Source organism: Paenibacillus dokdonensis (genome assembly GCF_004916975.1).
Lineage (GTDB): Bacteria > Bacillota > Bacilli > Paenibacillales > Paenibacillaceae > Paenibacillus_AQ > Paenibacillus_AQ dokdonensis.
The window spans coordinates 1,093,126-1,117,179 of record NZ_STGQ01000001.1 but is presented as its reverse complement, the minus strand read 5'-3'; the positions used below and the strand labels follow the sequence as shown (position 1 = coordinate 1,117,179).

The following is a 24,054-nucleotide window of genomic DNA, read 5'->3' as shown; positions in this document are numbered from 1 at the left end:
AGTCAACGGGAACCGGAATAATGATCTGCGCCCGGAGGTTTGGAAGTTCATGTCAAAACGACAGAAAGTTTCTGAATAAAACAGAGAAAAACCGCAGTGGAAGACTTGCCTTCCAGCAGCGGTTCAACGACTGTATATGATCATTCAAAAGCATTTCAATCCGGTAAATGAAGACTAAGCGTTACAATTTCAGCTGGTCTTACAGCAACTCCGTTCAAAGGGGTCATATCCAGCGCATTCTCCAGAATATTGCTGTGTCTCGCCTCTTTGATCTCAAAAGCCGGCTGCGCAGACAGTGAACGTTCAGAATGGGCAGCGTTATACCAGCGGGCAATGATGCTGCCAGTATCCTTGGACATTTTAAGTGCAGAGAAGAAAAGGTCTTCTCCCGTCCAAGGGAGAAAGGAGTGAATGAGCGGGGTGCTGCCCGTGTGAACATCTGCCTGCTTCACCGTCCATGGCACCTGGAACTGCCGGGCTCGGATCATTGATCCGGTTTCTCCCATGTGAATGAACTCCTGTTTCGCAACGGCCGGGTCAAAAGGAATGATCTCAAGCCGAGTGGTATGCTTCCCATGACATTGTGCTCCCGGCGTCGGAAAGTATCCCCAATCTCCCATTTCGCCCACGGCTCTTAATAGCGTCACCGCAATGACTGCCGTATCTTCCTGGATAATCTCGTATTCAGCCAGTCCTTGGTTGGCAATCGTCAGACCTTGTCTTTCATCTCCAATCGAGACAAAAGCTTGCTGATGTTGGCAGTTGCTTGGGTTCAACCATTCCGCTGCGGGCGTATTGTTTCGTTCCGCCGTTTCAAATATAGAATCCGCCTTATGGGTCTGAGAAGAGATTCCCGACTCGAATAGAATCCGCAGTCTATGATCATCTGCTTCATTGTGGAACGTCGTTTTCACCTGAAGGCCTCTTCCGCTGCGCTCCAGGGTAATCCGGGTATGAACATGAAGATCCATGAGTGAGGAAGAGCGGGACGCAGTTCTGCCAGTAAACCAAATCAGCTCTTTCTGTTCTCGACTGAGGTTGCCATCAGCAGACTTTGGAATGCGCATCGTATGCATAATGTCAAAGGAAGCCTGGTACGCCTCATCTTCGACAAGAGTAATGGTCGCGATACTGTTTCGTGTTGTAACAGGCACATCCCCATCCGGCTGTTTGTACATGTACTCGTTGCCAATATCACCTGAATTCTCATAGATACACAGATTTCTAAAAATACGCCCTGTACCTTTATCCTGCAGAGTTACGGAGCCGTTAGCCTCAATCGTTACCGCCAGATATTCATTTTCCATGCTTCGTTTTCCGGTCACAAGGGAAGACTGATGCTTCTGAATCGGCCGATTCGTGGAGGATCCTCCCGAGATATGGACACCACTCTCCCTGCTGTTCTCCTGCTTCCCTTGGATAAGTGCAAAGACTTTATAGCCCAGCGCGGGCACATCCTCTGCTTCGAATTGAACTTGGATACGTCTTGTGAAATAGGGCTGGCGGAAACGGTCCTCCGGCAGATCATAGCCAAATCCAACACCCTGATCCTCCCAGCTGAACGGTATTTCGCTTCCACAAGGATCGAGAAGAATCAGATGCTCAAGCGGCAGCAACCGCAGCTTTTTTTTCATATCCGCAAAGCCCATACCGCTCCCAAAGTAGATTCGTTCCAGCTCCAGCTCCACTGTAATCACACCGGAACGCTCCCAACCCGTCGTGTTAAATACTGCAAGTGGATATCCATTTTCGCCTTCCCGGAAAAAATCCACAAACGAACGGGTATCGATGTTACCGGTTATTGCGGCCACGCTGTCCTCCACAATAGCTTCACCCACATGCCTGCTCTTGGCAAAACGGGTGACCATTTCATCATGCACTTCATCCACACTGCACCCGCAGATGCTGTCATGAGGATGGTTTTGCATCAGCGTTTTCCAGGCATACTCAAACAGATGATGCGGATATGCCGCTTTACCGGTCAAATGGGCAAAAACCGCAAGCGGCTCAGCAGCTTGTTCCAGCAGTGTCTGCCCTTGGCTATTAAGCTGCTTCAGATAAATCCGGGATGACGCAGTATTGACCAGTGTGGACCAACCGTCCGTATGCTGGCTGCGAAGCTCTCCGCGCACGGTAGACAGATGATCCGGCACGCTCGCAGCCGCTGCTTCGATATAATCGTTGAAATTGGAATGGACAAAACGATGCTCTGGTAATAGACTTTGCGCCACCTTGATCGCTTCAGATACATTCTGCTGTACCGGCTGATGGTCACATCCATTCATCATCAATACATGCGGCGTTGATGCATACGTATCCACTTCCTTCAGTTTCCGTTCCCAATATTTCTTCGCATGCTCGGGATCCACCGGAATCTCATTGCCGTTGCTGTACCAGTTGGCAAAGAGAATGCCCAGCACATGCGACCCGTCGGGAGCCTCCCAGATCATCTCGGAATAAGGAGATTCATAGGCTGCCGACTCGCTTACCTCATTGTTGAAACCGGTCGGCTTCACCCCGCGGCCGAACACCGCATTACCTATACCAGCCTGCCGCAGCAGCTGTGGAGCCTGCCCCATATTTCCGAAGGAATCGGGAAAATATCCGGTCTTGCTCACTGCACCGAACCGCTCCGCATCCTGATGTCCATACAGCATGTTGCGGACATTGGCTTCGCTGCTGGTCAGAAACTCATCCTGCAAAATGTACCAAGGACCGATATGGATACGCCCTTCACGGACGTATTTTTCCAGCAGATGCCGCTTTTCCGGACGAATCTGCAAGTAATCCTCCAGCATGATCGTCTGTCCGTCAAGATGGAAGCTTTTGAAATCCGGATCATCATGAAGCGTTGTGAGTAAAGTGTCCATCAGCTTGATCAAACGCACATGATGCTTCTCATAAGGCAGATACCATTCCCGGTCCCAGTGTGTGTGTGAAATGATATGTACGGTCTTTGATTGTGTCAATATTCTGCTCCCCATTCTCGCCAGGTTATTTGTCTACAGCAGCTGCAAGCCTCTACTTGGCGATTTCAAGCCGATTCATCACTGCTCGCAGGGTCTCGGCAATACCTTTGATGTTTCCTTTATCTTCATCAAGAGCACTCTTCCCAAGAAGTGCAGCCGCCAGTGTTTTACCTGTTGCATTCTATCCGGTCCAGCAAATCCAGTGCCGCCTCCGGCATTTTCCAGAACGAAGGCCAGATCGTAAACCCTTTATCCAGCAGATGACCTACGGACGGATATTGATCCAGCTTCCAGCTTGTCATCATGCCCGTCACATAAAATAATTTCCCGGGGAATGTAATCAACCACCCGCGCTTCTGCATTATCCGACAATGCCCGTTCGTTCAACGCTTTCCACAAAGTATCTCTGCACAAACAGGTACAAAATAATCAGCGGAGCGGTCAGCAGCAGCACACCTGTGTTTAGCAGCATGGACTGGTATACCAGATCCGGTTCCTTACCAAGTGCCGAGCCCATATCCATCAGCTGTGTGGAAAGAACCTTGACCTTGCTCAGGAAGAGCGAGACGTAATAGCTGTCATTCCACTGCCAGACGAATGAGAACAGTAGAACGGTCACGATCGCAGGCACTGCATTCGGCAGCATAATCCGGTAAAAGGTCTTCAGGACCCCTGCACCATCCACAAATGCCGACTCTTCGATCTCCTTCGGAATCCCCCGGAAAAACTGCCGGAAAATATAGATGTACAAACCATTTTTCAATCCCATCGCAGTCGCTGATGAAATAAGAAAAGGCCAGAAGGTGTCAATGAGATTCACGCTGGATTTGCCGGAAAGCAGCTTCACCAGACCAAATAAATCGAAATACCGGTACGTTAGGTATAAGGGGATCATGATGGTCTGAGGCGGTACCACAATCGTGAAAATCACGAGTCCGAACAACAGACCGCTTCCCTTAAACTTCAACCGGGCAAATGCATAGGCCGCCAGTGCGCAGGAAGCAAGCTGAATAATCGTCGTCCCCGCCGAAATCAGAAAAGTATTGAGCAGAGCCGAAAAATAATGGGTGGCCTCCATGGCGATTTTGATATTATCGAGCGTAAAATGCCGCGGAATCCAAAGCACAGTCGGGTCGTAAATATCGACTTTGCTGCGGAAGGCTACCGACAAACGAAGAAATAACGGGAACAAAATGATAAAGCAGAACCCGGCAATCAAGACGGTGCGCACAAGTTTCCACAGCCAAAGCTTGGATTTTTCCAGAGGGTTAAATCGGTACTGGATGATATCCGCATAAGCGGCAGGCGATTTCATAGCCTTCTCCTCCTTATCAGTCGTAGTAGAATACCTTTCTGGAAATGATCGCCGTCGAAATGCCCAGGATTGCGGTAACGACTGCAAAATAAACCCAGGACATCGCCGCGCTTTGGCCAAATTCGAATGATTTGAACGCGGTCTCGGAAATCAGCGAGTTGATCGAATTATGACTGAATGAATCGATAATCGAGTAAACCATATTCGTTAAAATGAGTGGCGTCATCATAGGAAACGTGACTTTCCAGAAGATTTCATAACCCGTCGCCCCTTCGATCCGTGAGGCCTCATATAAAGCAGGCGAGACGGACTGCAGCCCGGCCAGGAAGATCAGAATTTGAACGCCCGAGGAGCTGATGATCTCGTAAATCCGGTCCACCGCACCCGTAATATAATCGACGAACATCGGGGCCAGCCCCGATTCGGTCAGCATTTTCTTCAACTCGAAGCTCTGCATCAGTCCACCGTTTCCTTCACTTCCCCCGGACATGGTGGAGCCTCCGACAAAGCTGCTGATATCCAGATTCGCGATGGCTGCCGATGCCAGGATAACCGGCAGGAAAAATATCGCCCTCGCGAGCGCTCTTCCACGGAATTTCTGGTTGAGCAGCACCGCGGCGAACAGACTGAAAATAATGATGATCGGTACATTCACGATCATGTTCGTGACCGATTCCGTCAGCCTTCTCGGATAATCCGGATTGGTCGTAAACAGATTGCTGTAGTTGGACCAGCCTTTATAATCGACGGCAAAACCGCCTTCAACCAGATGTATGGAGCTTAGACTGAACCGGAACGACTGGATCAGCGGCAGCAGAAACAAGATAACAAGCCCCAAAATAAGCGGTGTTACGAACAATACGCCATACCATTGCTTTTTTTGGGACAAGGTGAGAGGTTTTCTGAACATATTATTCACCGCCTACGTGATAGCTCTGCGGCTGAAGCTGCAGGCCGTCCACGGCTACCGCCGTATGGTTGTAATTGATCGTTACGTTAAGACCGTTTTGGTATACCGTTCTGACAACGCCCGGAGCAAGCATGCTGTGAGCAGTGATGACCTGATCACGGACTTTGGACAGAATTACATTCGATTCCTGATACAGCTGCACCGCTTCATCAAACCAATCCTGGTAGTTCAGCGCGTATAAACCGTTGTAATCCGTATCCTTGACCTTGGAAGCATCGCTTGCAAACCACTGATAATACACGTTAGATCCGGTTTCCAGTGACTTCAGCATGGACAGCCGCGGATTCTGGAGTTCATTCATATTGTAAGGAGCGCCCGAGATATCAAAATATCCATGAAGTGCGATCTGGAAAAATGGAATTTCCTCATCCGTGATGTTCAACCGGCTGCTGCGCACAGGTGCATTGACGATCAGATCAGCGAATGGCAGGCTGTAGGCATTGCCTCCGTCGACCATAAGTGAACCCGTATTTTTCTGCAGTAGCCCCAGTTCTTTCACGGAGGCCAGGAGCGAATCCTCGCGGCTCACAGGATGGGAAGGATCAAAGTCCGAATTCACTTCTTTGCCCAGGTCCCGCAAGGAAAGCCCGGATATGCCAAGCTTGGTGTAATCCTGTAAAAATCCATCTACCTGCTTCGGCAGCTGACGCGGCGAGAGCACATAATGCGAAAATTTGCTTACATCCTTCGCATACGTAACCGGATTATAAGCATAAACTTCCGCTTTAGTACGGTCGAGTAAGGTAGCGGCTCCCGACGAGCCTTTGAATTTTTCCAAAAAAGCAGTATCCGGATAAAATCCAAATCCGTTCTGCTTCATATAGTCCGCCAGTTGGAGAAGTCCCTTCTTGCCTCCCAGGACTCCGGCGACAGACAGATCCGATGGAGAAGAGTGGCGGATGCCTCCGTTGAACCAGCCCACCATCCGTAGATCGATACTACTCACTCCCGCAGCCTTCAGCTTGCTCAGAATCAATTCTGCCTCATCAAAAGTCGTTAACGATTCCGTCGATTGATAAGGAATGCCGAGAATCGATTTGTTCTTACGGAATGCGCCTGCAAGCTCCAGCACAAATGGAGCTTTGGCTGAAGCCCCGAGGGGCTTAAGCTGGTATTTATCCGCCAGATAACCCCTGTATGCCGCTGCCATACCGGTATAATCCGCTGAAGCTCCGGATAAGAATGCATATCTAACCTGTAGATTCCCCTGGTATTTCCCGGCCTGGAACATAGGAACCGCACTTGTCTTGCTGCCGGATGACAAGGTGTAATAATCCATGGCCGTCACCTGGAATTTGCTGCTGACGGAATTATAGGAATCATTCCGCCCACTCACATCGGCTGCAATGCTGGCCCCTGCTTCTCCGTCCTCAATGATGCCTACCAGCGCATGATCGTTTTGCTTGAGCCCGAATACCGGCAGGCGTGAAACTTCGTTCGTCTGAATTTCCTCTTTGATGTCAAAGGTTCCGTCGTTGCCATAGACCGGCAGGCTGTAAGGCTCCGCGTTCAGCTTTTTATTGTTCAGATGAATCAAAGCGCCTGCGCCGTCGGGAACGAAAATATATCCCTGCTTGCCCGTGTCCGCCGCGCCGAAGAACTTCAGAACCTGTAAGGATGCGATTGGATAGGCCTTGTTCGATTTCAGTTCCTTGGCGGGAATGGATACTACCAGGCTGTCACCATCGAGGGAATACACAACCGGTACGGTAAATTCGGCCTCTTCGGAAGCCGCTGCTTCACCTGCTCCGTTCTCCTTGTTATCCTGCGCCGCATCCTCAGCCGTATAGCCTGCTGCCTCCAGAACTGCAGACAACTCTTCAGCTATGTAATCCTGCAGTTTGCGTACTTCATAAACCTGTTTCTGCTCATCCAAACGGAATTTGTATTTGACATCATCCCGCTGATTCGCATTCTTGATTTTATCGAGAATATTCTTTTCAAAGCGTTCCTTGCTGATGATTTTTGGTATGTTGGCAAAAGACTGTGCCACGTTACCCATCTGGTAGACCACGCGGATGCCTTGATCTGCGGTTGTGATTGTAAACTGCTTTTTGGCCACACTGTCATCAAAGCTGTTGAAGGCGTTAATCTGCCCTTTATCGTTATAGTAAGTGAGCAGTACCTGTGCAGCCAGCTCCGATTTGTACAGCGGTGAGGCCTGAGCGTCTTGACTGCGCAGAACCGGATTGGAGAACCAAACAAATCCGTTCTGCTTTTCCTGCACGGCAATCTCTGCTGTTTCCTTGTTCACGTAGAGGCTGAGCTGGTCATTTTCCGCCGCTTTCTCCATTGCACCCAGCGCTTCAAGCTCCTGCGAAGTGTTCTTACTCCATTGATCATGCTGTGGTTCCGCTGACGTTGTGATAATCTTAGACGAAGCCTGATCCGTCTCCGGTTTTGCAGCTGCCGTCTCCGTGACTCCGGCTTCGGAAGCGTCTGCTTCCCTGCCCAGAAATCCGCCGAAGCCAGCTCCCGTGATCCCCGCTGTCAGGAGCAGTGCGCACAGGATGCCTGCGGCTTGTTTTTTGCGTATGCCCACGTACCATCCCTCCTTTTGGCGGCTACATCCTGAATGAAATTTCCTTATAGATGGAGCTGACGAAATTGATCATCTGCTGCAGCATACTGAAGAACAGGACACCCAGGAAAATGATGATCCCCATGACTACGAGCGTAAGCAGCATCGTCACGATGGTTTTTCCGGCAGAATATTGATGTACCGTCATGGTCCCGGTAAACAGGAGCCATACAAACCAAATCATCGCGATCGTGTTCAGCAAATAGTAAAAAGAGCTCTCATCCGCGGTGATGACGTTGCTGTACAGCATCTGCGGAAAATAGATCAATACGAGCGGCAGCAAAGAATATGCCGTTGCAATCATAATTTCGGTGAACTTTCCCTCACCATCCATCAACGTCGTAAGCGACCAATTGGCCACGCACCATAGCAGGAACGGGAGCACAATAAATTTAAGCTCATCCAGGCTGTTCAACTGCTCCGGATTGTTGAAGTTAATGACGAAGCCGTTGAACTGGCGTTTGACGATCGTAGCAATCACAAGCAGCGCCATGATGACAAAAGCCACGCTGAGCCTGCCTTTTCGTTCATATTTCATCTCCCAGAACCCGTTAAAAGGATGCAGCAGCGTGTAAAACGGATTCCGAATGATCCCGAATTCCCGATAGAATTGCCCCTTGGTTTTCCGGTTAGCGAGTTTGACACCTGCAATAATGACTGCAACCGCCAAAACAATGAACAGCACGATCATACCGAAATGCTCGAATACCACTTCCTTGCGGTAGCGCTTGAAGGCTTCCGAATAATATTCACGGCTGTTGCCCAGCTTGAAGTAGTTCATGGCCTCCCGATTATCGCCTTGCTTCAAAAGCGATTTACCGATACCGATGTAGGCTACATCGAAGTTGGCATTGAGCTGGAGTACCTTTCTCCAATCGGAAGTAGATTGCTCCGACTTGCCTTCATTGAGCGCGGCCACTGCACTTCGGATCAAATCGCCGTAAGGGGTCGGGTTGAATACCGACAGGCGGTTGTTATCCTTATCGAGGACTAACATCCTTTCACCGAGCATCTCGATGGCTACCGGCGTGCGGAAATTCCCCTGCTGGCTGCCGAGACCGCCGAATTCATAGAGCAGGTTACCGTCCTTGTCATAGGTGAAAATACGCCCTCTCTTCGAATCCAATGCACTGTACATCCCGCCCTGATCGGGAATAATGTCTACAAATATGGAGCTTCCGGGCAAGCTCCCGCCCTCGAGATTCCCCACATCGCCTTTGGGTGGAAAATATCCTTTGCTGCGTAAAATGTCCGTGCCGGAAGGATTGAGGCGTTTCAACGGCTGCTCGGAATTTTCCTCCGAGCTGGAGGTATAAATAAAACCGCTGTCATCCACATCCAGATTATTAAATTCAATAGGGATAAACTGCTGCATCTGCTCACGCTGTGCCTTGGTGGAAATCCGCTTCCAGAACAGATCCACCGGACTGAATTTGACGCGGTTGGTGCCGATAAATCCGTTAAATCCCCCCTCCGAATCAAATTCCATAATTCCTTCGTAGCATCCCTGGCTGATTACATATAAGCGCTTGGCCTTATCAACGACCAGCTTGACCGGCTGATACTGAAAGCCCTCCCGGAGCAGTGTCGACTTCGGCTCATTCATGACCCGTACCGGCTTTCCGTTCTGACCGAACTCGACAATGCGGCGGTTATCCGTATCGGCGACATAAATATGCTGATCCGAATCAACGAAAATGCCCTGTGGATGATTCAGGCTGTCTTTCTTTCCATCATGCTCGAACTCCCCGATGACCTTCTCAAGCTGCAGGTCCCTGTTCAATATGACGATCCGGCTGTTACCTGTATCCGCAATGTACAGCCTTCCATCTTGACCTGCATACATATCCTGGGGAGAGGACAATGCACCTTGGCTCCAGTCGCTACCGGAGATGACCTGATCCAGCGAATAAGGATCCGGAGCGGGAACCGGAGTTCCCCAGTAGGAATAGTTATAGGTGTCATCCGCCGATACCGGAGCCGCAATCGTGCCGGAAGCCAGAAGCAGCACTATTATGAATAAAGCAAACCATCTCTTCATCTGCATGCCCCCCTGTTATTCCTTCAAGCCCGATGTGGACATCGTTTGGATGATACTGCTCTGCGTCACGATGAACACGGTAATCGGTACGATCATCATTAAAAGCGTAACAGCTGCTACCGGACCTGTGCGTACCAGACCGCCATTTGCGATTTGCCCGAATACATAATCCACCGTTTTCAGCTGTTCGCTGTAAATATATTTGTGGCTGGTTACGGAACCGTTGGTCCAGAGATTCTGCAAGGAAAAGATAATCAGCGTCAGCCAGGCAGGTCTCACAATCGGCATCACAATCTGCCAGTAAATACGGTACTCGCTGGCGCCGTCAATTTTTCCCGCTTCAAGCAGCGCATCGGGTATTTGCTCCATGAACTGCTTCATCAGATAAAGACCCAGCGTCATGCCGAAAGCGGGCAGCAGTATAGCCCAGTAGGTGTTGATCAGGCCCAGATAAGAGATGATCATGTAGTTCGGAACCTGGGTCACATAAACCGTAAACATGAGTGAAAGCACTACAATATTGAACAAAAGCTTTTTGCCCGGAAAACGGAGCTTTGCAAGCGGATAAGCTGCTGCCGAAGCCAAAATCACATGCCCCACCGTTCCGAAAATGGCAATGAAAAACGTGTTAAACACATACCTCGAAAAGGGTACCCAGGAATCACTGAAGATGCCGACAAGGTCTGTGAAGTTTTTTAAGGTCGGGTTCCGGACAAACAGCTTGGGCGGAAAAGTAAAGATTTCATCGATCGGCTTGAATGCATTGCTGATGGTGAATACCAGCGGCAGAGCCATAAAGCAGGCTACGCCACCCAGCAGTACGAACAGCAGCAGATCGACGCCCCAGGATCGGTTCAGTCTTTTCGGCATTTTAAGTACGAGTTTCATCCATTACTCACCTACTTTTCCAAGAAGCTTCTGGGTCATCAGGTTCACTGTGAGCATAATCGTGAACAATACGGTGGCGATCGCCGATGCGTATCCCATTTCAAAGCGGATTGAACCATAGTCAACCAGATGGGTTACGATCGTATGCGCGGCGTAATCCACGCTCGGGAAGCCAATGAGATAGATCGAAATTTCTGCGACCGAAAAGGCCGAGGCAATCTGAATGACAGCGCCGAACATCAGCTGCGGCCGCATGGCAGGGAGCGTAATAAACCACAGCTCCTGCCAGCGGTTGCGTATTCCATCGATGCTGCCTGCTTCATACATCGCCCGGTCCACGTTCTGCAAACCGGCGATAAAAGCCAGAAAGGATGTGCCAAGGCTCAGCCACAGCTGTACCAGAATCAGAATCATCAGCACATACCTGGAGTCTTGAAGCCACTGGATCGGCTCCATGATAAAGCCCCACTTCATGAGAAAAGAGTTCGCATATCCGTATGAGTCGCCTGCAAAGAGCAGCGTCCAGATCAAATACGTATTGCCCGAAATCGAAGGGGCATACAGGACCAGTGTGAGCAGCGCCCGCAGCTTCGGCGGCAGCTCATTAATGAGCCAGGCGAACATAAAACAGGCGATATAGCTGATCGGACCCGTGATCGCAGCGAACAACAATGTGTTTTTCAAAGCGATCATAAAAATATCATCCTGCACGAACAATCTCGCGTAATTCTGCCAGCCGATAAATCTAGGCGTCTCCAGGAGATTGAAATTCGTGAAGCTTAAGAAAAAGGATAAGAGCACCGGAATGACCGTAAACGTGCAAAAAATGATAAAATACGGTGCCATCAGCACATAAGCATGCTTGTTCTTTTTCATTTCCGGCCACGCTCTGGCGATTTTTTTCCGGAGCATACGCCCCGGTGTGCCGCCGCCTGGCATTTTCGCACCCGTCATGACGGGACGTTCTGCAATCTGCTGTTTCATTGAAGGTCCCTCATTTCTCGACCTCGAGATTAAATTCTTTTCGTTTGATCGTGATTTCCTCATTCATGGCTCTCACATAATTGTCCATCGTCTCACGCGGATCTTCGCCCTGTACAACCACCCGGCGGAACGCATTATCAATATTCCGTCCTGTCAAATACCCCCCTGGAATCTCCGGAATACCCCTTACCCACTGCATTTGATCCTGCAGCTTGCGAAGATCCTGAGTTGGCCATGGCAGCTGGGAGAGAGCATCTTTGTTGGCCGTCGGATAACGGGCGGAAGCCCCCATGCGGATTTCCATTTGCCGTCCATAAGCGATCTGCGTATCTTTACTGGTCCACCATTTCATGAACTCCCATGCTGCATCTTTGTTGGTTGTATGCTTGAACATGACGGTTGCCGAGCCGCTGCTGCCCACTTCATGGTGAAGCTTGCCGTCACTGCCAAGCGTTCCCGGTACCGGCGCAAAGGACCACAGGCCTTTGATTTCCGGCGCAAATACGCTGAGCTTGTTGTACATGGTGTAGTCGACAATGCCGATCGGCATTTCGCCAGTCCGGAAACGGTTGGCAAAATCAACAGCGATCGGGATCTTATAATTGACATAAAAGTCTGTCCACTGCTTGAATTCCTGTATCCCCGTTTCAGAATCCAGATCGACGGCCTTGCCGCCATCCTTGTAAAACTGCCCCTGATTCTGGTATAAGAACATCGCAAAGGCCGGACTTGGCGGCATTGTGGCGATATTGTTGGTTGACGATTCATTGCCTAAGGCATCAAGCGACCGCTGCGGCAGTCCGAACTGCAGGTTATGCTTTTGCAGCACAGGGAGCATATCATATACGTCATCCCAGCTTTGCGGCACTTTCAGATGCAGCTCATCTTCCAGGATGTCCTTCCGGTAAAAGAGCATCGGGAAGGTCTGCTGCTCCGGCAGCGCGTAATAGGATCCGCCGTATTCATAAGGAACAAGGGCGCTTGCATTAAATTGTTCTTTCACCGTATTAAAATCCGGAAAAGACGATAGATCCTGCAGCGCGCTGCGGCTGGCGTAATTCACAGGGAGATCGTTCCCGATCTGCAGGGCCACATCAGGTCCCTTGCCTGCTACAGTAGAAGGAAGAATGACATCCGACGCCACCAGCTTCAGATTCACATGTATCCCTGTTTTGGATGTAAATTGATCATCGATCAGCCTTTTAATGACTTGTGCCTGGTCACGCGCGGAGGTGACCCACACGGAAATGCTATTCTTGCTGTCATTCTCACTAGAAAAATCGTCATAGTTTTCGTAGAAGGAAGCGAAAAAAGATTCCGTACCGGATACCAGCTTCGTCCATGCACCGGCCTCTGGCTGCGGCAGCTTACTGCCCGGTGAGCTTACAATTAAGTAATCGAGCGAGAGAGGCTGCTCGTTCACCGTCAGCATCCACGAGCTCAGCGCACCTACATTAGTTTTGAAGGCTTCCACACGTGACGGCACAGATTCCGGATTATCCGCCATATCCTTCAACTGATAAGCAACCGTATTAATGATGGACGTTCGCTCATCGCTTTGTCCGGAAGGACCTTCAATCGCTTTGGAAATACTGTACAGCTGTTCGCTGGACTCCCGGAACACCTTCGTCATCTCCGGAATCCGCTGCTCCAGATTGTAGTCACGGAACGTATCCGGAACCGTACCGGTGTAGCTGATGATCTTGCGGTACATTGCATTCAAGTCCAGAATGCTGGATTCCACGGAACGCAGGATTGGGGAGATATCCCCGAGCGTAACCTCCATCCGGATCCGATGCTTGCCTTGGGTCAGATGAAAAAGATAGGGCTCGCTTCCGCCAGGTCCAATCGTTTTCATCTGCCACGCGCTGCTGTATGGAAACGTGACGGTCTGCATTTCCTTAAATGGCAATTCCCCGTCTATGTAAATCGAACGAAGCACGGATAGGCCCCGAAGATAGTTTTGCCGATTTTTAATTGCAATCTGGTATAAACCATCCTGCGGCACATCGACTTCCCATTCCATCCACTGTCCCGGAAGCCTCCAGGCATAACCGCCCATGGCGTTATTGCGCAGCTTGGATACATGATAAGGTTCCACAGCCGGATTGGACCGGTCGTTGTAGGGAAGAAGACTTGGTGAAGATTTATACAGAGCCTGCTCTGCCTGCACTTTAATGGATACATCCGAAACCGACTTCAGCCCTTCTTGTGAATATTGGGCAGCCATTTCGCTGTATGAGGGTATAACATCCGGTGCCGACAGCTTAATCTGCCGGATGACTAGCGGCTCTTTGACCGAAGTCAGTGACAGGCTGTGCTTGCCTGCGGAAAAATAAAATTGAAACGGATCTTCGTAAGCCCCGGTACTGTCTTTCAAGGCAATCTCCTGCCACAAATGCTCCTCGACCTGGTTGGGTGTCAGATCATTGCCACGTTCATCCTGATCAAAGGATCCCTTTTCATTTTTCCATACCCGGTTGAACACCAGGCTTTTGGCTTCTGTAAAAGGAATGGCGCCGTCAATGGCGATCTCACGCTCGATATCGGAATCCTTGCCCGGTTCGGTATATATATTAAGTCGTATGTTATACAGCCCTGCTTGCTTGATATCAAAATCCCATGTCACGCTGCCGGCATCCTGTGTGAGAATGGATTGGCCCTGCATGCCCTCATAGTTTTGCAGCACGGACACGTTCATGCCTTCAGCTTGGCTGTAGTGATCACCTTCGATCACAACATCTTTGGAAGGAGTGGCGGCCCCGTCATGTTTGGACAGATACGCTTCGTATCCACCAGTTTTCAATGATTTTTTGATACCGCTGAGGTCCAGTTTTTCCGGCGTTTGCACGGCCGAGGCTGAAGCCTCGCGGGAAGATGGTCCCTGCGCAGCTGTAAGAATACCTGCGGCGAGTGACACCAGAAGCAGTATGGACGCTGCCTTGATTATCGGTCTGTGCATGGGCTCCCCCTTTTCTCTTAGCAGTACCCCTATCCCTTTGCTCAAAAGGAACAGGGGTACGCGTAAGAGTTACTATACTGCCGGTCGGTTATTTGCTGTCCTGAAGCAATTTATTAATGTTGGCTTCGAACTGTGGCTTAACCTTATCCACGGCGGTGGAAGGTGAGATTTTGCCGGTTGTAATATCCTTAACGACACCTTCAAACATTTTCCCGCCATCAGGGATCGCATAGTAGGAAATGTAGTCAATACTTTCAGACATTTGCTTGCGAGTATCCAGGGATTCCTTGTTCGGATAGGAGCTTTCCCAAGATTGCTGTGACAAATTTCTGCCGACATCATGCAGGCTGATCTCATCCATAATCTTTGCCGCTACATCCGCATGCTTCGAATACTTGGCTACCATGAACATGTTGCCAAAAGGCGTATAGGAGACGTATTTATCCGATTTCGGACCTTTCGGGAAGAATACATACCCGATTTCCTGGTTTTTCATATTGTCGAGCAGTCCGCCGAGCTCCCAGCTGAAGCCGCCGTACATGACACCTTTGCCCGCCACAAATTCCTTGTTCGCATCATCCGGAATCGGCTGCATGATGGATTTGTCTTTGTTGTACAGATCGGAAACGAACTGCAGTGCCTCCATCGAATTTTCACTGTTGAGTGAGAATTTGATGTTGCCTTCGGCATCCTTGTCAACCGTGCCTTTATTGGAGTAGATCAACTGCTCCGTGAAAGAATTGATTTTACCGTAAGCGCCAGCAATACCATAAATATCTGTTTTACCGTCGCCGTTGGTGTCTTTGGTTGCCTTTTTGGCGAAATCGCGGAATTTATCCCAAGTCCATTCGCCTTTTTGCTGGAGTTCATACGGATCTTCGAGACCCAGCTTCTTCACGAGCGTTTTGTTGTAAAAAATACCGTATGGTGAAGGGGAAGAGTCGGTCATGCCGTATTGCTTGCCTTTAAAGCTGCCGCCCTTTTTCATCCAGCTGATGTATTTTGGATCATTCAAATCAAGTTTGTCGTCTACTGGCTGTATAAAATCTTTGTTGGCGAGTGTCGGGAAGGCCCAGAACAGCTCGAGGAGAACAATATCGGCAAATGGTGTGCCGGAGAGGGATGTCGTGGTGAAGTTTTCTACGTATTTGCCGTAATCGCCGAATTTCACAAATTCGATTTTGCAGTTGTATTTCTTTTCGACTTCTTCAATCAGCTTGATCTGCTCTTCTTCGGCAGGACCTTTTTCCTTGACCAGTCTCGGATCGGCATCATCATACCAGACGCCAATCTTGATCGTGTCTCCGCCCAAATCAGTCTTTTTCTCTTCCGGCGCAGCCGCCTGCTCTTTCTCAGGCTCCTTCTCTGCCTCTTTCGCAGGCTCTTGCTGCGTGGCTTTATTGCTTTCATTGGAACTGCCTTCTTTGGTGCCGCCGCCCGCGCAGCCTGCAATGGTGAAAACAAAAATCATGACTACGAGCAGCATGGAGAGTACCTTCATCTTCTTCACGCGTTCATCCCCCATTTTCCGTTTCGGATTAGAATTGTTGAACCTGAATACAGAAAAGACCAATGAAACCTAAAGCAATAAAACCGATCACCCCTCATTTGCTGAATTTCGCAGAAAAGAATGCGTTTACATAATATCTTTTTAACAATAAGCGATATGCCTTGCATCCTGAGGACAACAATCAGGATCTGCCGCTTCATATATCATATTAGATATATCTTATATACCGCTTACACGAGTTATTATAATCTGGCGCCTATATTTTGTAAATAGTGAATATATCTTATTATTTTATGATGATCTATTAATTATATCTAACATGGAGACTTACTTGAGACCCAGACTGTAAGCAAACGAGATGGACATATGCGTAAAAACAAAGCAAAAAGACCGGCCCCTTCTTGGGCCAGTCTTAATAAGTCTTGAGATTTTAAATTTGTTCCTGGGCGGTATATTCATCGGATAATGCTGATGTTGACGCTCTTTCAACGAGCCGGACCGGTACCAGGGCACGCTCGGGACTTTTGTCGCGCTCCTCAATCTGGCTGACAATCAGTTCGGCCGCCTTACGACCGATTTCACTGTAGTCCTGGGCAATCGTGGTCAATGGGACTTCAACAAGGCTGGATATCATGTGATCGTCGAATCCTGCAATCGACAGCTGTCCCGGTACCTGAATTCCCATTTCCAGCGCGCTGCGCAGTAGATCAACAGCAAGATGATCATGCTCGGCCTGGATCGCCGTCACTCCGAGTTCCATAATCCTGCTGATCATGTTTTTATAAAACATATTGCTCGTGTCCATGTCAGCTTCAAGGTAAAAATCAACAATGGTGAGCTCCGGGTCGACGGGAAGCCCGTGATCCCGCAGCGCTTTGCAGTATCCCTGATACCGGTCGCGTACCGAGCTCCGGAACTCAATAGCGATGCTGGATATAAAAGCGATCCGTTCATGCCCTAGCTCAATCAGCTGCTTGGCAATCATATAACCGCCGTTGAAATTGTCGGATACCACGCTTGTTACCGGAAGGCTTTCCACGTACTGATCAATCATGACGAGTGGATAATCATTCCAGTAGAGCACGTTTAGCACATCAATGTTACTGATCGTACTAATGGGATAGAGAATGATCCCGTTCGAGCCGTTTTTTGGAATGCGAAGCAGAAACTCACGCTCCCTCTCCTTGCTCCAGTTGCTGTTATGGATACTCAAATAATATCCTTTGGTATCCAGATAATCGGTGGCTCCCTTGATGAAATCCAGTTCGCTTGTAGCCATATAAGGCAGAATCATTGAAATAATCGGGGTGGACGTGCTCGCGCCCATTTCGCCCGGGCCGCCTCTTTGCTCCTGTTTTTTAACATAACTCCCGCTGCCCCGCTTACGGTATATCAACCCTTCCCGTTCAAGCTCAATCAAGGCTCTTTTGGAAGTAATGCGGCTGACGCCGGACTGCTCTGCAAGCTCCACTTCGGTTGGAAGCTGCTGTTCTTCTTTATATTCACCGGATAGTATCTTTTCTTTCAAATCTTCCATGATGACTACATACAATGGTTTTTGGTTTGACTGCATTATACTCACTTCCAGTCTGTCCCTTTATTCACATACACGAATTGATTATACCAAATCAAAGTTTGATTATGCAAACTAATATACCAAATTGAACATCCGACTCGAAATGATAGACTATAAAAAAAGCTGTCGAGATCCATCTCAACAGCCCCAAGCAGCATCTTCGTATGTTTTAAAGTTCAATTTGTCTGATTAGTCTCGCTGGATTACCGCCCACGATTGTATTGGATGGAACATCCTTTGTCACTACGGCTCCAGATGCGATAACTACGTTGTCACCTATCGTAACTCCAGGGTTAATAACGCTTCTTCCACCAATCCATACATTGTTGCCGATCGTTACAGGCTTTCCGTATTCCGGGCCGGCAATGCGTTCGAAAGGATTGATTGGATGAGTTGCCGTGTATATGTGTACGCCCGGAGCAATGAAGCAGTTATCTCCAATCCGGACTTCACAAACATCCAGAATCGTACAATCAAAATTGGCATAGAAATTTTCCCCGACATGGATGTTATAGCCATAATCGCAGCGAATATTAGGTTCCATGAATACATTTTCACCCGTAGAACCAAACAGTTTTTTTAGAAGCTCCGTCCGCAGTTCATTCTCAGTTTCGGTGGTCTGATTATACATCCGCATCAATTTCCTTGCGTTTTCCCGTTCTGCAGTTAGCTCGGGATCAGAAGCCACATAAAGCTCCCCATTTATCATTTTTTCTTTTTCCGATATTGTAGGCATGATCATATTCCTCTCCTCGTTCAATCTTTAGGTGTACGTTCACCAAATGTATTTGAAATAAATTAGCTTCATTCTATCCTTTTGTTCCTTTGGACTTCATCGGCTTAGCAATATAGGATAGACAGCCTGCGATGACAACGCCGATGAGTACGGCAATCATGGCTTTTAAAAGTCCGACATGTTCTCCTAATAAACCTAATCCCGGAGGACCCACCAGAAAAGCCAAATATCCGGCCGTTGCCACAGCGCCAACCCTGGCTGCGGCCCCACGCGGCTCATCCCCGGCAGCAGACAATCCCACCGGAAATCCAAGAGAAGCTCCGAGCCCCCATAACAAGACACCCATCGTAGCAACGATATAATGCTGTCCATAAATAACCAGAAGTATCCCTATCCCACCCAGGATCGCGCTCCCTCTCAGGACAGGAACCCTGCCGAATTTGTCCAGTATATATCCGCCTGTGAACCGTCCAATGGTCATTGCTCCAACAAACAAGCCATAGATATATGATCCTGTTAATGAATCGACATGATAACCATCAACCATGGTCAGAGGCAGCCAATCATTCGCGGATCCTTCTGCAAATGCCATGCCAAGTACAATGATACCAAGGAATAAAACACGCCGTTCTTTCCATACGGCAAGCTGCTGCAATATTAATGATTTGGAACCAGCCGAGTCGTCTACGATTTCTTTACCTGTATCCTTGGGGAGCAAACGATAGAAGTAAACCGTTGCAGCTGCAATGAGGACAGCTAAAGCTCCAAAATGTACGGCTATAGGGATGTTGGCTGCAGCTGCTCCCGATCCAATAGCCGCACCGGCAAACGTACCTGCGCTGAATGATCCGTGAAAGGCAGGCAGCAACGTTTTATTCAATCGTCTTTCAACAGCAGCTCCTTCCACATTCAAGGCGACTTCCGCTGCTCCATAGCCGCAGCCAAAGATGGCCAGCCCGCCAAATACGACGGTACCTGATGAGATCGCTGCCCCAATACTCACAATGACAAAACCAACTAATATCAACAGCGTGCTGCCCAGTATGACGAATCTCGCACCTGTACGTGCAATGATGTGGCTTGTGCTGAGCAGCCCCAATATAGAACCAGCCGCAAGTCCAAAAATAATAATACCCATTTCCGCGGTGGATGCGCCGAGGTTATCCCGAACCATGGGGGTTCTCGATACCCAGGATGCAAATGCGACACCCGGTAAACCAAATAACATGAATAGAATATTCCGGACGACTTTTGGGTCTCGTAAATGTTCACTTGTCATCTAAATGTCCTTACCACCGCTTCTCTACAAGCTGTAAATTATAGGTTAAGCTTTCGAGTGTGACTGCAATCAAACCGGTCATATAATCATCATCCGGATGATCCAATACAATAAGCTGAGGCATATGTTCCTCCGGTATCACATCCAGACATTTTTTGTATATATGCTCCACATCCTCTTCTTCAACCTGAGATCCGGTCAACGCGATCGTCTCCGGATTAATAACTGAAACTAAAGACGTAATGGTATGTGCTGCCAATGGAATAAAAGTATCATGATGATTAAGCTGCATAAATTGTTCGTCACGGGAAATGCCGAAGGGTAAAAATGAAATTTCTCCGGCAAATTTGGTATTCCCTCTGTGAATGTGGCCGTCTATCATAATACCGGAACCTGGAAAGTTATCCTTGGTGAAAGTAACCACTACAATGGTCTTATCCACCTCATAATCCTGTTTTTTATAAAATCCGTACACGGTCAAATTCATATCATTTTCAACGATGACTTCAATCTCGTATTTCTCTTTCAACTGAGCTTCCAGGGGAACATGAATTAACTCCTTGATATCACACACGTTAATAACGCCCTGGTGGACAAGCCCGGGAATTCCGATACCTATGGCTTTGATGTGGTTATGCTTTTCAATGAGTGTTCCGATCAAATGGTCAATGGCAGCAGCGTCAATAAGCTCCGCCTCGATACATCCATTGTCCACGGGGATTCCAACGGAATTAGCAACCGCATAAATTAAGGAATGAATACCTCCCTCTGCTTTGACATAGACGCATGCTATGTAGGAGAAATTCGCGTTGTAAATAAATCGCCTAGCCGGACGGCCTCCATTAGGTGCCTCCAATTCGGTTTCTATGACTTCACCTGTCTCAAGAAGTTCGTTAAGAATATTTCCACAGGTAGCAATGCTTAATCCCGTTTCTTTTGAAATCATGGATTTTGTTCCTTGTTTCATGGATCTCAAAGCTTGTTTGATGAGCTCTTGGTTAATTTTCTTCACCCGAATGGAATTGTTGGTTATCTGACTGATTTTAATCACCTTCTTACTTTTTATATGCATTATTAAAAGTATAATAAAAAGTATTATAACTAGGCAGCAAGTTATTGTCCAGTCTAGTTTCGATTGCCCTATATAAAAAGGACTCCCTGATTGGGAGCCCCTTCGAATTGGATATAAACATTCCCCTATTGGCAGCGGTTCAGAAACTCTACCATACGCGCGTAAGCAACCTTTTCGTTGGCCTTCTTCGTAATACCATGACCTTCATCATCAAATACGATATATTCCACATCGCGGCCTTGGGCCTGAAGCGCTTCGACAATCTGATCAGACTCAGCTTTGACAACCCGTGGATCATTGGCGCCTTGAATAATCAGCATCGGATTTACCATATTGTCGAGATACGTAATCGGAGTATCCTTGATGAACCGCTCGCGGTCGCGCTCCGGATCGCCAAGCCACTGCTCCATGATTGGCTTCCAGTGATCCGGAACCGAATTGTAGAATGTGAACAGATTGCTCACTCCAAAAATGTCGATTGCAGCCTTGAAGTATTCCGGATTCCGTCCGGCAAGCAGCAGCGTCATGTATCCTCCATAGCTTCCTCCAAGAACGAATAGCCGGTCGCGGCTGGATATGCCCTGCTCAAACAACCATTCCATCCCGGCCAGACAGTCCTTGCGTGGTCCTTCTCCCCAGTCCTGTTCCACCAGCTTCACGAAGGAGCTGCCATAGCCGGTACTGCCGCGGAAATTCGGACAGAAAATATTGTAGCCCTGTGCAATAATGTACTGGAACATCGCGCGAAACTGTTTACGCTCCGCAGCCTGTGGGCCACCATGCGGCCAGAATACCGTATAGCCGTTAGCCGTATGCTCTTTGGCACGGAAGAGGAGCGCTTCAATCTCCATTCCGTCAAATGAATTGTAGGTTACGACATCTGGGGCAACCAGATCATCCTCCGTTAAGCCGGTCATAACGTTTTGGGTCAGCATAGTCCAGCTGCTGCCATCATAACGGTAAATATTAGACGGCTTAACCGCTCCGCGTCCCAAAATATACAGATGACCGGAACGGGTCACCACAAGCTGATCGAGAATATCGGAAGGAAGCGGTATGGATGTCAGCTCGCCGCTGTCAAGTGCGTAGGCATACAAATGGTCTTCAACGCCCTTTTCCGTCACGATATACACGGTGCCCGATTCCTTATGCAGACGAAGTAAATTTACCGTTTCCCTTTCAATCTCGCAGAGCCTTTTAAAGGTTCCATCTTTGATATTGTAGTGTGCCATATATGTAAATTCCGAATCAAAATCCGTTGTGAAAATGACATTCTCATTATCCAGGAACTGTACATTTCCAGAAGTATGGACCTGCTCCGGTGATGGTGTAAGGCATACCTCTTCCCCGCCTTCGCGGATAATATAACTCACATAGTAGGTATTGGCATACATTTTGGTAATGGCTATCGTCTTCTCATCCGGGCTGACAGCGCTCATTTCTGTTGTTGTATCCTTCCCCTCCACAAGCAGCTGGTCTTCCTTCGACTCCAAATGGTATACACGGGAATTCAGGAAATTAGGATTGTCTTTGGAAGTCATATAGTAGATCCGTTTTCCATCTTCGGATAAATGCACGAATTCATGCTTATCATCCGGTGAAGCGCCTTCAAACAGCGGCATCGGCTCGCCGCCATTCCATCTCAGTGCGTTCAGCTGGTAATTTTCATTTCCATCACGGTCAAATGCCGTTAGGATCTGTCTGCCCTGAGGATCCAGCTTGATAAAACTGCACATCTGGTCGTTGTACGTAATCGGGAACGGATAGGAAGTTTCCCCTTTCAAATCCATAGCCCATAAATTGAATTTGCCACTGAGCGTAGTGCTGAATACAAGCCGCGACTCGTCGCTGCTTACGCCAAAGGATCGAATGATATACGTCTGGAAAAATTGCTCCACATCTGGCTTCGGAAATTGAATCATGGATTTGCATCTCCTGTCTCCCGGAAAATTAGTACCCAAGCATGCTTGGGTACATTCTTCATTATAGTTCACCCTCTGTATGCATGACCAGATATCGGGTGCGAGAAAACATCACTGCTCAGCCAATCTTTGATGAGATGAAAAGGATGTAATCATTAAAAATAGGCTGTCTGCGTTATCCAATTTCGGATAACGCAGACAGCCTATAATAAAACTCATATTGCAGATATAATATTCCCGTCTTCCTTTAAGCCTTCTTAGCAAGTACTTCCTTGGAACTCAGCTGGCTCAGCATATCCGATGTCATTGCATCCAAATCATATTTTGCCTTAAAGCCCCATTCCGAAGCTGCGGCAGAGGCATCAATGAAATTCGGCCAGCTTTCGGCAATAGCCTGTCTCTTCGGATCCACCTGGTATTCCAGGACGAAGGACGGCATGTTTGTGCGTATGGAAGCAGCGATCGCTTCCGGATCTACGCTCATCGCGGTCACGTTAAACGCATTCCGGTGTGTGAGCTTGGACGCGTCTGCCTCCATCAGCTGAACGATTCCATCCAATGCATCCGGCATATACATCATATCCATATAGGTGCCCTTATCAATAAACGAAGCATAACGGCCCTTGCTGACTGCTGCGTAATATATCTCGACAGCATAATCCGTCGTACCTCCTCCGGGTGGAGTCACATAGGAGATGAGGCCCGGAAAACGGATACCTCTGGTATCCAGGCCATATTTATGAAAATAATAGTCGCATAGAAGCTCACCGGACACTTTATTCACACCATACATCGTGGTCGGACGCTGAATCGTGTCCTGCGGCGTATTGTCTTTTGGCGTGGATGGCCCAAATGCGCCGATAGAGCTTGGCGTAAAGAACTGGCAGCCCAGTTCTCTCGACACTTCAAGCGCATTGACCAGACCGCCCATATTCAGATTCCAAGCCAAAAGCGGCTTCTCTTCGGCTGTTGCGGACAGAAGTGCCGCCAAGTGGATGACGGTGTCCACCTGATGCCGTTTGGCAATCTCAAACATGGCCTTATCATTGGTCACATCCAATGTTTCAAAAGGGCCTGATCTTGTAATTTCATGCCCCGACATTCTCACGTCAGTGGCAATGACTTGGTCAGCACCATACGTTTGTCTCAGTTTGGCGACCAGTTCCGATCCAATCTGGCCTAATGCACCCGTCACCAAAATTCTTTTCATCGTTATTCCTCCCCATTTGGCTTCCCCCGGCAGGCGGCT

Annotated in this window: 16 protein-coding genes; all 16 read right to left on the bottom strand. The window is 48.6% G+C overall.

What is annotated here, in order from left to right; translation table 11 throughout:
• Window positions 1-155: 155 nt before the first annotated feature.
• The 16 genes from E6W40_RS05075 to E6W40_RS05005 all read right to left on the bottom strand — a co-directional run bounded on the left by E6W40_RS05075 (window position 156) and on the right by E6W40_RS05005 (window position 24,015).
• Window positions 156-2,969, bottom strand: coding sequence for an alpha-mannosidase (locus E6W40_RS05075; RefSeq protein ID WP_136604488.1), 2,814 nt, complete (start codon window positions 2,967-2,969; stop codon window positions 156-158).
• Between the two features lie 167 nt (window positions 2,970-3,136).
• Window positions 3,137-3,283 (bottom strand): hypothetical protein, encoded by a 147-nt coding sequence (locus tag E6W40_RS29370; protein ID WP_168928827.1) that lies wholly within the window; start codon window positions 3,281-3,283, stop codon window positions 3,137-3,139.
• A gap of 47 nt (window positions 3,284-3,330) precedes the next feature.
• Window positions 3,331-4,284, bottom strand: a complete 954-nt coding sequence (locus E6W40_RS05070) for a carbohydrate ABC transporter permease (protein WP_136604487.1) — start codon at window positions 4,282-4,284, stop codon at window positions 3,331-3,333.
• Between the two features lie 16 nt (window positions 4,285-4,300).
• The gene (locus tag E6W40_RS05065; protein ID WP_136604486.1) at window positions 4,301-5,194 is read right to left on the bottom strand and encodes a carbohydrate ABC transporter permease; all 894 of its coding nucleotides are present in this window, start codon (window positions 5,192-5,194) and stop codon (window positions 4,301-4,303) included.
• Between the two features lies 1 nt (window position 5,195).
• On the bottom strand, window positions 5,196-7,796 hold the full coding sequence (locus E6W40_RS05060; RefSeq protein ID WP_136604485.1) for a DUF5696 domain-containing protein: 2,601 nt from the start codon (window positions 7,794-7,796) through the stop codon (window positions 5,196-5,198).
• A gap of 22 nt (window positions 7,797-7,818) precedes the next feature.
• Window positions 7,819-9,876, bottom strand: coding sequence for a YIP1 family protein (locus E6W40_RS05055; protein ID WP_136604484.1), 2,058 nt, complete (start codon window positions 9,874-9,876; stop codon window positions 7,819-7,821).
• A gap of 15 nt (window positions 9,877-9,891) precedes the next feature.
• The gene (locus tag E6W40_RS05050) at window positions 9,892-10,764 is read right to left on the bottom strand and encodes a carbohydrate ABC transporter permease (protein WP_136604483.1); all 873 of its coding nucleotides are present in this window, start codon (window positions 10,762-10,764) and stop codon (window positions 9,892-9,894) included.
• A 3-nt stretch (window positions 10,765-10,767) separates the two neighbouring features.
• Complete coding sequence (locus tag E6W40_RS05045; RefSeq protein WP_246073055.1) at window positions 10,768-11,676, bottom strand: carbohydrate ABC transporter permease; 909 nt, start codon at window positions 11,674-11,676, stop codon at window positions 10,768-10,770.
• Window positions 11,677-11,758: 82 nt separating this feature from the next.
• Window positions 11,759-14,710, bottom strand: a complete 2,952-nt coding sequence (locus E6W40_RS05040; protein ID WP_136604482.1) for an extracellular solute-binding protein — start codon at window positions 14,708-14,710, stop codon at window positions 11,759-11,761.
• Window positions 14,711-14,798: 88 nt separating this feature from the next.
• A complete protein-coding gene (locus E6W40_RS05035; RefSeq protein WP_246073054.1) occupies window positions 14,799-16,211 on the bottom strand; it encodes an ABC transporter substrate-binding protein in 1,413 nt (470 codons plus the stop codon).
• Window positions 16,212-16,650: 439 nt separating this feature from the next.
• Window positions 16,651-17,793 carry a GntR family transcriptional regulator gene (locus E6W40_RS05030; RefSeq protein ID WP_136604480.1) on the bottom strand — a complete coding sequence of 381 codons (1,143 nt, stop codon included), beginning with the start codon at window positions 17,791-17,793 and terminating at the stop codon, window positions 16,651-16,653.
• A 172-nt stretch (window positions 17,794-17,965) separates the two neighbouring features.
• Window positions 17,966-18,532, bottom strand: a complete 567-nt coding sequence (locus E6W40_RS05025; RefSeq protein ID WP_136604479.1) for a sugar O-acetyltransferase — start codon at window positions 18,530-18,532, stop codon at window positions 17,966-17,968.
• Between the two features lie 73 nt (window positions 18,533-18,605).
• Entirely contained in the window at window positions 18,606-19,811 is a 1,206-nt protein-coding gene (locus E6W40_RS05020; protein ID WP_136604478.1) for an MFS transporter, read from the bottom strand.
• A 10-nt stretch (window positions 19,812-19,821) separates the two neighbouring features.
• Window positions 19,822-20,757, bottom strand: a complete 936-nt coding sequence (locus E6W40_RS05015) for an ROK family protein (protein WP_342774682.1) — start codon at window positions 20,755-20,757, stop codon at window positions 19,822-19,824.
• 251 nt (window positions 20,758-21,008) lie between these two features.
• Window positions 21,009-22,805 (bottom strand): S9 family peptidase, encoded by a 1,797-nt coding sequence (locus tag E6W40_RS05010; RefSeq protein WP_136604477.1) that lies wholly within the window; start codon window positions 22,803-22,805, stop codon window positions 21,009-21,011.
• A 247-nt stretch (window positions 22,806-23,052) separates the two neighbouring features.
• Window positions 23,053-24,015 (bottom strand): L-threonine 3-dehydrogenase, encoded by a 963-nt coding sequence (locus tag E6W40_RS05005; RefSeq protein WP_136604476.1) that lies wholly within the window; start codon window positions 24,013-24,015, stop codon window positions 23,053-23,055.
• Window positions 24,016-24,054 lie beyond the last annotated feature (39 nt).